This window comes from Arthrobacter sp. H35-D1 (genome assembly GCF_030063185.1).
GTDB lineage: Bacteria > Actinomycetota > Actinomycetes > Actinomycetales > Micrococcaceae > Specibacter.
The window spans coordinates 366,718-378,795 of record NZ_JASISP010000002.1 but is presented as its reverse complement, the minus strand read 5'-3'; the positions used below and the strand labels follow the sequence as shown (position 1 = coordinate 378,795).

Genomic DNA, 12,078 nt, shown 5'->3' with positions numbered 1-12,078 from the left:
CCAGACAATCAGCGTCGGTCGCAAACCATGCACGGAACTCACCAGCAGAGCGCGGGTAATCCACCCCAGCCCGGGGTCGAAGCTCGATCACCCCTCTATTTTAGGCCGGTCAGCTGAATACCCCAGAGCCAACTAACTAATTGTTGCTGGTGCTGCCGCCTGACGTGACTACCGATGATCTTGATTCGTCAACGTATAGTGTCTCGCAACCAAAATGTCTCGAAACTCATGGGTTGCAAGACAGCCCAAATCCCGCGGTGAGCGGCATTATGCGATCGCAAGACGGTGTCCCGTAGTGCCGAACGCAACGTTGGTCGGAGGCGGTTTCGTCATACATCTCAATGGGAAAGATGGGGCTGGCGGGCATTGTCAGCGGGGCGAACTACACTGGATGCCACCATGGACATGTTGTTTGACCCTTACCCCCAAAAGCCCAAAACCACGCACAGTCCCGGCGCCGGACTGCCGCAGTGGCAGCCCTTTGACGCCGAGGACCCGGGCGAAGATGCGCCCGAATTTGCTGGCGACGAGTCAATCCCCGGCCACCCGGAGCACGACGGCGCGCCGGAATCTGCCGGCGGCGCAAGCTCCCGTGGAGGTGCCGAATCGATTGCCTCGGCACGGCGCTGGCCGGATCCGGCGGAGTTGCTTGAAGGCATGAACCCGGAGCAGGAAGCCGCTGTGGTGCACACCGGCGGACCGCTGCTGATCGTGGCAGGTGCCGGCTCCGGCAAGACCCGGGTGCTCAGCCACAGGATTGCCTACCTGCTGGCCACCGGCCAGGCCCACCCCGGGCAGATACTGGCCATCACGTTCACCAACAAGGCTGCGGCGGAGATGCGTGAACGCATCGAGGCGTTGATCGGCGATGTCGCCAAGAGCATGTGGATTTCCACCTTCCACTCCTCGTGTGTGCGAATTTTGCGTCGCGAGGCAAAGACCATCGGGCTGAACTCCAACTTCTCCATCTATGACTCTGCCGACTCGCTGCGGCTGATCACACTGGTGTCCAAGGGCCTGGACCTGGATCCGAAGAAATTCGCTCCCAAGGCCATCATGCACAAGATCTCGGCGCTGAAAAATGAGCTCGTTGACGAGGATGAGAATTCCGCCAGTACCAACTTCAACGACCCCTTCGCCGCCGCCGTGGCCGAGGTGTACAAGGGGTACACGCAGCGCCTGCGCCAGGCGAACGCCATGGACTTCGACGACCTGATTGCCCAGACCGTGTACATGTTCCGGGCCTTCCCCGGCGTGGCCGACTACTACCGGCGCCGCTTCCGCCACGTGCTGGTGGACGAGTACCAGGACACCAACCACGCTCAATACGCGCTGGTGAAGGAAATTGTCGGCACCGATGCCGAGCCCGGTGCCGGCGCCCACGCAGGCACCGACGTCTACGGTGCCGTTGAACCGGCGCAATTGACGGTGGTGGGCGACTCGGACCAGTCCATCTACGCCTTCCGCGGCGCCGACATCCGCAACATTGTCGAATTCGAGCAGGACTATCCCAGCGCTGCGACCATCAAGCTGGAGCAGAACTACCGCTCCACGCAGAACATCCTCAGCGCCGCCAACGCCGTCATCTCCCGCAACCCCAACCGTCGGGAAAAGCGGCTCTGGACGGCCGAGGGCGACGGCGAGAAGATTGTTGGCTACGTTGCCGAGTCCGAGCACGACGAGGCCAGATTCATCGCCAAGGAGATTGACCGGCTCCAGGACGAGACGGATGTTCGCCCCGGCGACGTGGCCATCTTCTACCGCACCAACGCCCAGTCGCGCGCCATTGAGGACATTCTGGTGCGGGTGGGCCTGCCCTACCGGGTGGTGGGCGGCACCCGCTTTTACGAGCGCAAGGAAATCAAGGACGCCCTCGCCTATCTGCGCGCCCTCGTCAACCCGGACGACGACGTCAACCTGCGCAGGATTCTCAACGAACCCAAGCGCGGGATCGGCGACCGCGCCGAAGGAGCCGTCGCCGCACTGGCGGAGCGCGAACGCATTTCCTTCTCCGCCGCGTTGGCCCGTGCCGAGGAAGCCCCTGGCATTGCCTCACGATCCCTGAACGCCGTCAACACGTTCGCCAAAATGATGGCGGATCTGGGGGAGGTGGCGGCCACCGCCACTCCGGCCACGGCGTTGGAAGCCGTGCTTGAACAAACCGGCTACCTCGTAGCGCTGCGCAACAGCACCGATCCGCAGGACGAGTCCCGGGTGGAAAACCTGGCTGAACTGCTCGCCGTCGTGCGTGAATTTGGCCAGGAGAATCCGGAAGGGACGCTGGGGGAGTTCCTGGAACAGGTCTCGCTCGTGGCCGACGCCGATCAGATCCCCGACGCCCCGGGCGGTTCCGAGGCGGAAGCTGCCGCCGCCGTGGCCGAGGCCAAACGGTTGGGCGTGGTGACGCTGATGACGCTGCACACGGCCAAGGGCCTTGAATTTCCCGTGGTGTTCCTGACAGGCATGGAGCACGGACTGTTCCCGCATTCGCGCTCGGCCACGGATCCCAAGGAACTGGCCGAGGAACGTCGTTTGGCGTATGTGGGGCTGACCCGTGCGCGGCAGCGGCTGTACTTGACGCGTTCGGAAGTGCGCAGCTTGTGGGGTCAAAGCCAATACAACCCGGCCAGCCAGTTCATTGAGGAGGTTCCGACGGAACTCATTGAGTGGAAGCGTGAAGGCACCGCCCGTGCGGTTCCGGTGGCCGGGAACTTCGGTTCCAGCCGCTATTCCGGCTCCTCATGGGGGGCCGGCTCATCCGTGGGCGGACGCGATTCCGGACAGCTGCCGCCCAGCATTTCGGCCCGGACGGCCGCCGGCCGTGTGCAGCCGCAAAAGGAAGTTATTGCCGTCAAGGTGGGGGACAGGGTCAACCACACGGCCTTTGGCAATGGCAGCGTGCTGGAGATCCAAGGTGTGGGGGACAAGACCGTGGCAAAGGTGCGCTTCGAGATTGGCGAAAAGCGCCTACTGCTGCGCTATGCGCCCTTGACGAAGGAAGGGTAGCGGCAGTGACCCAGGATGGGGTCACTGCCGGCGTGGAGCGCGGAATTGCCGCGCGGACGCTGCAAGGTTTTCAGCAGCCTGTCACGGAGCGGGCCGCGCTCAGGCCCAAGACCAGGTTGCCAGCACCGACGCGGACAGCTTGTCGCGATCGGCTTCCGAAACGGTCGGACTGAACGAGAACGTCACGATGTACGTCTGCTTGTCGTGGCCGACATAGTACTGGTCGATCTGGTATTCATCGGCGTTGTTGGGGAAGACTGCCGACAAGTGGGCCGACTCCGATTCGGCGATGGTGACACGATCGCGCGCCGTCACGTCCTTGGCTCCGGCGTTCTCGAGTTCCTTGACACCTTTCGACTCGACCTGGTCCGGTGTGACTTCCCCTGCGGGTGACAGAACCACGTTGACGTTGTCTGCGAAACCATCCTTGTCGGTCAGATCCGCAGCGAGCGTGTCGACACCTTCCTGCGCGTCGCTTCCCTCAGGGACGGCCCAGCCTTCGGGCACAACGAAGCTGTATCCAGTGCCTTCGATCGTCTTGCCTGCCGCCGGCTCGGCGCCGGCGCCGGCATCGGATGCCGGAGCTGCGGCGGCTTCCGACGCCTGCGTGGCGGCGGGTGCGGACTCCGATGGTTCCGTTGCGGAGGAATCGGAGCAACCAACCAAAGCAAGGGAGGCAGCGAGAGTGAGGCCAGAAATTTTCATGAGTTGAGACATATTTTCGGCTTATGCACGGCCACCTTGCAGTGCAGATCAGTCCGGTCGACAGCCTGCTGTATTAACTGCAAATGTCAATTGCCGTGGCGTGGCCCTCATGGTTTGGTTGCGCGGACGCACTTCGAAGGCCTTGTCAGTGAGCATGCCTCCGATGAGAATAGAGCACATGACTAGTCAATTTGCTGCCCTGGCCATCGACTGCGCCGACCCGGGCCTCCTGACCAAATTCTGGTGTGAGGTGCTCGGCTGGGCCGTCATCGACAGCGACGAAACGGGCTTCTCCATTGGATCCCCGGACGGCTCCGGCCCAACGATTGATCTGATTTCGGTTCCGGAGCGAAAAACAGTGAAAAACCGGCTCCATATCGACTTGCGAGCCGATGGTTGCACCACCGATGAGGAACTCGACAGGTTGCTCGGCCTTGGAGCCCTGCGTGTAGACGTCGGCCAGGGCCCCGATGTGAGCTGGGTGGTTCTCGCCGATCCCGAAGGCAATGAGTTCTGCCTGTTGTCCCGAACCATGCAAGAGGTCGCGGCCTAAATCATTGCATCACTGGACGTGGCCGTTCGGGGACCGGACGAGTAGTCCGGTTGGGTCGGCGGTGCCGGATACGGCAAGCTTGTTCCATGGCCCTTTCCCCGCACCTTGCCTCACGCACTGCCGCCGTCGTCTTCTTGGCCGCAGCGTTCGGTGCTGCGCTGTCGGGCTGCAGCATCACCGTGCCCACCGGCCCTGTGCAGCCGACCGCAACCCAGGGCACGGCCGCGCCGCTGAGTTATGTGGACAGGCTCAAGGCACTAGCCATTGAGCAGCCCACGGAAGACATGGGATCCTCGGAACTGCCACAGTTCGTTACCGATTCACGCAACATTGCCTGCGTCTTCACCTCATCCAAGGCAGGGAATCTCAACCAGCCGTGGGAGCCCAACAACTTTGGCGACAGCGCCAATGCCGCAGCTCCGAGCATCCCGGTGGTGAACTGCCAGATGGTCGCCTATCCGCAACCGCTGCCTGCGGACCAGGGAGACAACTGCTCAGGCACCAACGTCGGCTATTTGGGCGGGGTGGCCACACTATTTCCGGACAAGGCGTCCTATGGCGGTTGCCGTGCTGGAGTCACGGCAGTGGAGGCGGCCTTTGGTGCCAGCGGAACCGCCAACCAGGTGATGGGCGCCATTCCCGTTCTTGCCCCGGGCCACGCCATGGAGGCCCAAGGCTACCGCTGCGCCCCGCTGGACGACGGTGTTGCCTGCGCCAACTTGGCCAGCGGCACCGGCTTCTTCATCGCCGCCGAGTCGTATGAAATCTTCGGAGCGAAGCAGTAAGGCCCTGCACCTTCACACCCGTGCAGCCTGCACAACGAATCCAGGATGCTGCAGGGATTCCGGCGATTTCAGCCCAGCCGGCTGCGCAGGCTGCCGGTGCCATCGCCAACAAGCTTTTCGACGGCGGATGCACGGCCGCTCAACGCACTCATCAAGGCGCCAGCCGGCCCCAAGACCTGCCTGCCTTGACCGAAACTCCATGCCGCATCAGCCGCTTCCAAACGGAGCCCGGCGAGGAGTGCAGCAGGCACGGCATGCTTTCCGCCGGTGATGTCATCCAGCACCGGCCGTGCCGCGTCGGGGCTGATCGGGGTGTCGATGTTCAGCGGGCCACGAAAGTCGTAGGCATGGATGGTCAGGTGGCACAGCGGAGCCAGCGGGCCCGCGCCGGGAACATTGAACGCTTCGGTGCTCGTGGCCGCCAATGCGCGCAGAAGTTCAGCCGGCGTCCGGCGGTCGTTCCTCGCCCACCGGAGTGCGAGCCGGTCAAAGTTGAACCGCGCGGCAAACATGCGGCCGAACAAACCGGCGACCCCGAGTTCAAACGGCATCAGCAGGTGGGCTGCGACATCGCGCACGTCCCAGCCGGGACACAAACTGGGGTGGGCCCATTGGTCCTCGTGAAGTTGGGCCAGGTCGTGCAGGACGATGTCCCGTTCCCGCTCATACGCTTCAGCGTTGTCATGCGTCATGGCTGCTCCATTTCCGTCGTTGGTTTCGGCCGTGGCAGGCGTGCACCGCGTGGGACCGATTTTATCGGCTCCTGGACGCCGGCGGCAGGGGCAAAACCGGGTGGGCTGAACTCGGGTACGGGGCCGGCCCCGCGCCCAAGGCGATTTTGCCGCGCAAGGAGGAGCCGGCGTCGTGCGCCCAAAGGAGCACTTTGTGAGACGAATTACCGGAGAAAACTGTGGTGCATTGGTCAAATATGTGCTTTACGGCAGAAGCGGTAATGTGTGGAAGGGGTCTAGGCCCCTCGACATCACTACTTCGACGTAGAAGGACGCAAACCCGTGGACCTGTTTGAATACCAGGCGCGCGACATGTTTGAGGCTCACGGCGTTCCCGTGTTGGCCGGAATCGTGGCGCACACCCCTGAAGAAGCAAAGGCAGCAGCCGAGAAGATTGGCGGCGTTACAGTCGTCAAGGCACAGGTAAAGGTCGGTGGCCGCGGAAAGGCCGGCGGCGTAAAGGTCGCCAAGACCGCCGATGAAGCATTTGAGCACGCCTCCGCCATCCTGGGCATGGACATCAAGGGCCACACCGTCAACACGGTCATGATCGCCCAGGGCGCAGACATCGCCGAGGAGTTCTACTTCTCCGTGCTGCTGGACCGCTCCAACCGCAACTACCTGGCCATGTGCTCGGTGGAAGGCGGCGTGGAGATCGAGGTCCTGGCCGTCGAACGCCCCGAGGCGCTGGCCCGCGTTGCCGTTGACCCCGCCGTGGGCATCGATCAGGCCAAGGCCGATGAGATCGTCGCCGCAGCAGGCTTCGACGCCGAGCTGGCCCCGAAGGTTGCAGCGGCCATCATCAAGCTGTGGGACGTCTTCAAGAAGGAAGACGCCACCCTGGTTGAGGTCAACCCGCTGGTTCGCACCGGCGCCGGCGACATCGTCGCCCTGGACGGCAAGGTCTCCATCGACGAGAACGCCGAATTCCGCAACCCGCACCACGCAGACTTGGAAGATGCAGCTGCAGCCGACCCGCTGGAGGCCAAGGCCAAGGCTGCAAACCTGAACTACGTCAAGCTCGACGGCGAAGTGGGAGTCATCGGAAACGGTGCAGGCCTGGTCATGTCCACGCTGGACGTTGTTGCCTACGCCGGTGAAAAGCACGGCGGCGTCAAGCCCGCCAACTTCCTGGACATTGGCGGTGGAGCATCCGCAGAGGTCATGGCCGCTGGTTTGGACGTCATCCTGAACGACCCCCAGGTCAAGAGTGTTTTCGTGAACGTCTTCGGCGGCATCACCGCCTGTGACGCCGTTGCCAAGGGCATTGTGGGTGCTTTGGACGAGCTGGGTTCAGCTGCCAACAAGCCGCTGGTTGTGCGCCTGGACGGCAACAACGTGGAAGTTGGCCGCCAAATCCTCAACGACGCCAACCACCCGTTGGTCACCCTGGCCGCCACGATGGACGAGGGCGCCGACAAGGCTGCCGAGCTCGCCCACGCTTCGAAGTAGAGGTTCAAAACTATGTCTATCTTCTTGAACAAAGATTCAAAGGTCATCGTCCAGGGCATCACCGGCGGCGAAGGCACCAAGCACACCGCCCTGATGCTCAAGGCCGGCACCCAGGTTGTTGGCGGCGTGAACGCACGCAAAGCCGGCACCAAGGTGACGCACGGCGACGTCGAGCTGCCCGTTTACGGCACGGTCGCCGAAGCTGTTGCCGAGACCGGCGCGGACGTCTCCATTGTGTTCGTCCCCCCGGCATTCACCAAGGACGCAGTGGTTGAAGCCATTGAGGCCGAGGTTCCGCTGGTTGTTGTCATCACCGAAGGCGTGCCGGTTCAGGACTCGGCCGAGTTCTGGGCATTGGCCCAGTCCAAGGTCGACGCCGACGGCAAGCAGATCACCCGCATCATCGGGCCGAACTGCCCCGGCATCATCACCCCCGGCGAGGCACTGGTTGGCATCACGCCGAACAACATCACGCAGAAGGGCCCCATCGGCTTGGTTTCCAAGTCCGGCACCCTGACCTACCAGATGATGTTCGAGCTGCGCGACCTGGGCTTCTCCTCCGCGATCGGCATCGGTGGCGACCCCGTCATCGGCACCACGCACATCGACGCACTTGCTGCGTTCGAGGCCGACCCGGAAACCAAGGCCATCGTGATGATCGGTGAAATTGGCGGCGACGCTGAAGAGCGCGCAGCCGAGTACATCAAGGCACACGTCACGAAGCCGGTTGTTGGCTACGTTGCCGGCTTCACCGCTCCCGAGGGCAAGACCATGGGCCACGCCGGCGCCATTGTCTCCGGCTCCGCGGGCACGGCCCAGGCCAAGAAGGAAGCCCTCGAGGCTGCCGGTGTCAAGGTTGGCAAGACGCCGTCCGAGACCGCAACGCTGCTGCGCGAAGTTTACGCGGCACTGTAAGTCTTTTGCTTGCGCTGGAAGCGCGGTTGCTCCCCTGAACGGGTGGGGCGGCCGCGTTTTTTGTTCCCTTGAGTGGCTCGCACGGTGCCACGGGTCAGCTTTCTGTCAGATTCGTAGGGCAGGATTGGCTTGAGAGCCGGTTCACCGGCTGCTGCCCACCTATCAAGGAATACTTTATTATGACCAACATGAACCTGACCGCACTCGAAGTAGCTGGCCAGGTTCCATGAGCGGTGAATTGCCGTCGATGGCCCCATTGAACGCTCTGCTGGGGCAAAACAAGCAGTTGCGCATGGACTTCTCCCGATTCATGCTGAACTATGAGTTCGCCATTGATGAGGTCATGACAAAGATCAACATCCTGCGCAAAGAGTTCGAGCATCTGCACGACTACTCTCCGATAGAGCACATCACTTCCCGCCTCAAGTCTCCGGAAAGACTGGTGGAGAAGCTGCAGCGGCTCGGCATTGACTTCAACTTTGAATCGGTGCAGGAGAACATCCTGGACGTGGCGGGCATCCGCGTTGTGTGCAGCTTCAACGCCGACGTGTATAGCGTGGCGGAAATGCTCGCCGGCCAGGCGGATCTGGAAGTGCTTAACGTCAAGGACTACATCAAGAATCCCAAGGCCAACGGCTACCGGAGCTTGCACATGATTGTTCGGGTCCCCGTCTTTCTCTCCGCCTCGGTGGAGCACATGTGTGTCGAACTGCAGCTGCGCACGGTCGCCATGGACTTTTGGGCGAGTCTTGAGCACAAAATTTACTACAAATACCAAACGGAAATTCCGGCTCCGCTGCTTCAAGAGCTTTTGGAAGCGGCGGAGACAGCCCATCAATTGGATGTGTCCATGGAGCGAATTCACGAGGTGGTGCGGGGACGCCACCCACAGGCAGGCCACGTCGATGCTCCCTCGCCGCAGGGCGCAGATCTCTAGCAACGCTGCTGCGACACGGTTCACCCGGGCCGGCCGTTAGGCTGTGGGAGTGAATACACCCCTCGCGCCCCATGCACGGGACATCGACATTGAGCAGCTGGCAGACTTTGATGCGTTGGTGGCCGGCGGTGCCGCCTCCATGCATGGCTGGCATTTCCAATCCGTGGACCTGCACGGTCGGTCCGCCGAGTTGGCGCAGCTGCACGTCGCGGGTGCTGTTTTCATGGGCTGCACCTTTGCCGCGGGCGTCGAGGACGAGCTGCGCGGTCGGGGAGCCCTCATTTTCCCGTCGTTGCCGCACGTCCCCTTCAACGCCTATCGCGGGCACCTCTACACGGGTGCCGAGCTTTTCGAGGGGATTGAAACGGGCGAGTATGAGCAGGTGCCGGACGCCCGCATCTACCAGTGGACCATGGAGGCAGGGCGAACTCCGGCGCTCCACTCCACCTTGGCCACGGCCATGCACGACCACGCCATTTCCGACGCGCTCGACGATTTCCTTGGCCAACATGCGGCCCCGGTTGTTGGTGTCATGGGCGGCCACGCAGCTCAGCGGGGGAGCGCACGCTATGCCCGGGCCGCCGAGCTGGGCCGTGCCCTGAGCCGGGCCGGATTCCTGGTGGCGACCGGTGGGGGCCCGGGCGCCATGGAGGCCGCGAACCTGGGGGCTTACCTTTCCACGTACGACGCCGGGACCTTGGAAAGTGCGCTGCGCACCTTGGCTGCCGTCCCCGTCTTCCGCCCGTCGGTCACCGAGTGGGCCAGGGCTGCTTCCACGGTGGCGCTGGCCCATCCCGACGGAGCCGACAACTTGGGCATCCCCACTTGGTTCTACGGTCACGAGCCGCCGAACATCTTTGCCACGAAGATCGCGAAGTACTTTACCAACGCCCTGCGGGAGGCGATGCTGCTTGAGCGTTCACGCGGCGGGATTGTCTTTTTGCCCGGCGCTGCAGGGACGGTACAGGAGGTTTTTCAGGACGCCTGCGAGAACTACTACGCAGCCGAAGGGGCGCTGACACCCATGGTTATGTTCGGGCGCCACTACTGGGAAGTTGAAGTCCCCGTGCTGCCGCTGCTGAGAACCTTGGCGCAAGGGAGGGCCATGGCCCACTGGGTCCACGTGGTGGATTCGGTGGAAGAAGCGTGCAGGGTGCTGGCCCGAAACCAGAGCTGAGCGCTGTTGCCCAACGCCCGCAGCCATCCTTCACGGCAGCTATCCAACCAGCGCAGCTATCCAACGCCCGCAGCTATCCAACCACGGTGCCGAAGAGCAGGCCCAGCAAATACGTTGCCGCGGCGGCACCCATGCCGATGCCCAATTGCCGCAGTCCGCGCCAGAACGGCGAGGCACCGGAGAGCAGGCCCACCACGCCGCCGGTGCCCAGCAGCGCCAACCCGACTAGCACGCAGGCCAAGATCAGCGCGCCAACACCGGTCATGCCAAAAATGAACGGCACGATCGGGATGATGGCACCCGAGGAAAAAAAGAAAAAACTTGACAGGGCGGCACCCCACGCGGTGCCCAAGCTCTCATGGCCGTCGGTGGGATGGACATCTTCCGGTGGCACGGACAGGCTGGGATCGCAGTCACAGCCGAACTTGCCCAGCCGCTCGGCGGCACGGTGCTCGGCCACTTCGCGGGACATGCCCCGGGCCAGGTAGACCAGCACCAACTCGTTGTTTTCAAGGTCAAGGGAGGGTGCCGCGGTCAAGGTCACCTGGGTTGGCTGCGAGGCGTCAAGCAATTCACGCTGCGAACGGACGGAGACGAATTCCCCGGCCCCCATGGACAGGGCACCTGCCAGCAGTCCGGCGATGCCGCTAAAAAGCACCACCGTGCTGCCCACTCCGGTGGCCGCCATGCCCATCACGAGCGAGAGGTTGCTGACAAGGCCGTCATTGGCGCCAAACACGGCGGCTCGGAAGGTTCCGGAAAGCCTGGTGCGGCCCCGCGCAGAGAGGCCCCGAATCACTTCCTCGTGAATTGATTCATCGGCTGCCATGGCTACGGTGGCATCAATATCCGTGGCGTACGGCGACCGGGATTCTGAACGCTGCGCCAGGGCCAACACAAAAACGGAGCCAAAGCGGCGGGCCAATAGCCCCAAAATCCGGTTGCGCATCGAAGGCCGAACGGGGGGATGGGCATGTGCTCCCAGCAGTGCCAACCAGTGCTGTTCGTGGCGTCCTTCGGCCGTGGCCAACGCCATCAAGATGGCGTGTTCCTCACCCTCGCGACGCTTCGCCAGGTCGCGGTAGACGGACGCTTCGGCGCGTTCATCGGCCAAATATTGGCGCCAGCGTTTGATCTGCCCGGGGGTGGGCGTGCTTTCGGTCATGGCGAAGAACTCCTCAGCTCAGCCATCACTGTAGCGCTTTCCTGTCCGGACTTCCGGACGGGGAACCTTGGGGAGAATTTTCGGGGTGCCGCAACTGCGGGCCCGTCAGTGCCCGACGAGACGGAAGCCGAGCCGGCGCCCGGACCGTTCTCCGGTCTGTGCGACAGTGACCACCAAGGTGTCGCTTTCGCGGATCCACTGGGCAGGACGGACGGCCTGCGACAGGGCCGCCACCAGCTCGGCGGGCTCTCCGGACCAGAACAGCTGGTGCCCGAACGGACTGAGAAACGCGACCGTTCCGAGATTGACGTCCACGGCGGGCAGCACCGGGATGCCGGCTGGGCGAGGGCGGGTGGCCGGCTCGATGCGTTGCAAACGGTTGACGGAAAGAGGTTCCATGACCATGCCTTTGCGAGTGTTCTTGCCCGGAGCCGGTTGGCGGCGGGCCGCTTCCTCATCCGAGCCACCCTGTGAACATGGGGTTGGCGTGCGACCAGTCGGAGCTTGGCACCGCATCTCTTGAAGTTGGTTCCACACTACCTGTGTTGGATTCTGTGCCGACGGGCTGCGTCATAAATGACGCAGCCCGTCGGCACAGGCTGCTTTCCCGCGGCAAGGGGTCCCGCCGAGCCATGGCGCGATGGTTACCGTG

General features: G+C 63.2%; 11 protein-coding genes and 1 riboswitch. Of the genes, 7 read left to right on the top strand and 4 right to left on the bottom strand.

Features of this window, described 5'->3' with window-relative positions; genetic code table 11:
• Positions 1 to 405: 405 nt before the first annotated feature.
• On the top strand, positions 406 to 3,006 hold the full coding sequence (pcrA, locus tag QMG25_RS05185) for a DNA helicase PcrA (protein ID WP_502866354.1): 2,601 nt from the start codon (positions 406 to 408) through the stop codon (positions 3,004 to 3,006).
• Between the two features lie 99 nt (positions 3,007 to 3,105).
• On the opposite strand, the gene QMG25_RS05180 is transcribed toward pcrA, so the two are convergent.
• Positions 3,106 to 3,711 (bottom strand): hypothetical protein, encoded by a 606-nt coding sequence (locus tag QMG25_RS05180; protein ID WP_283457904.1) that lies wholly within the window; start codon positions 3,709 to 3,711, stop codon positions 3,106 to 3,108.
• Positions 3,712 to 3,889: 178 nt separating this feature from the next.
• Here QMG25_RS05180 and QMG25_RS05175 point away from each other — a divergent pair, with 178 nt between their 5' ends.
• Both QMG25_RS05175 and QMG25_RS05170 read left to right on the top strand, forming a co-directional pair.
• Positions 3,890 to 4,264: a VOC family protein gene (locus QMG25_RS05175; protein ID WP_283457901.1), complete on the top strand. Its 375-nt coding sequence runs from the start codon at positions 3,890 to 3,892 to the stop codon at positions 4,262 to 4,264.
• A gap of 86 nt (positions 4,265 to 4,350) precedes the next feature.
• A complete protein-coding gene (locus QMG25_RS05170; protein ID WP_283457899.1) occupies positions 4,351 to 5,049 on the top strand; it encodes a hypothetical protein in 699 nt (232 codons plus the stop codon).
• A 68-nt stretch (positions 5,050 to 5,117) separates the two neighbouring features.
• Here the strand turns inward: QMG25_RS05170 and QMG25_RS05165 are convergent, their stop codons facing one another.
• Positions 5,118 to 5,741, bottom strand: coding sequence for a maleylpyruvate isomerase family mycothiol-dependent enzyme (locus QMG25_RS05165; RefSeq protein ID WP_283457897.1), 624 nt, complete (start codon positions 5,739 to 5,741; stop codon positions 5,118 to 5,120).
• Between the two features lie 321 nt (positions 5,742 to 6,062).
• Between QMG25_RS05165 and sucC the strand changes: the two genes are divergently transcribed.
• From sucC to QMG25_RS05145, 4 genes are all read left to right on the top strand, one after another.
• Complete coding sequence (gene sucC / locus QMG25_RS05160) at positions 6,063 to 7,232, top strand: ADP-forming succinate--CoA ligase subunit beta (RefSeq protein WP_283457895.1); 1,170 nt, start codon at positions 6,063 to 6,065, stop codon at positions 7,230 to 7,232.
• Positions 7,233 to 7,244: 12 nt separating this feature from the next.
• Positions 7,245 to 8,147 carry a succinate--CoA ligase subunit alpha gene (sucD, locus tag QMG25_RS05155; protein WP_283457892.1) on the top strand — a complete coding sequence of 301 codons (903 nt, stop codon included), beginning with the start codon at positions 7,245 to 7,247 and terminating at the stop codon, positions 8,145 to 8,147.
• 226 nt (positions 8,148 to 8,373) lie between these two features.
• Positions 8,374 to 9,084, top strand: coding sequence for a GTP pyrophosphokinase (locus tag QMG25_RS05150; protein WP_283457891.1), 711 nt, complete (start codon positions 8,374 to 8,376; stop codon positions 9,082 to 9,084).
• A 49-nt stretch (positions 9,085 to 9,133) separates the two neighbouring features.
• Positions 9,134 to 10,261 carry an LOG family protein gene (locus QMG25_RS05145; protein WP_283457889.1) on the top strand — a complete coding sequence of 376 codons (1,128 nt, stop codon included), beginning with the start codon at positions 9,134 to 9,136 and terminating at the stop codon, positions 10,259 to 10,261.
• Between the two features lie 73 nt (positions 10,262 to 10,334).
• Here the strand turns inward: QMG25_RS05145 and QMG25_RS05140 are convergent, their stop codons facing one another.
• A complete protein-coding gene (locus QMG25_RS05140; protein ID WP_283457887.1) occupies positions 10,335 to 11,426 on the bottom strand; it encodes a VIT1/CCC1 transporter family protein in 1,092 nt (363 codons plus the stop codon).
• 105 nt (positions 11,427 to 11,531) lie between these two features.
• Positions 11,532 to 11,825 (bottom strand): hypothetical protein, encoded by a 294-nt coding sequence (locus QMG25_RS05135; protein WP_283457885.1) that lies wholly within the window; start codon positions 11,823 to 11,825, stop codon positions 11,532 to 11,534.
• 13 nt (positions 11,826 to 11,838) lie between these two features.
• A riboswitch (SAM riboswitch) is annotated at positions 11,839 to 11,951 on the bottom strand.
• Between the last annotated feature and the right edge of the window lie 127 nt (positions 11,952 to 12,078).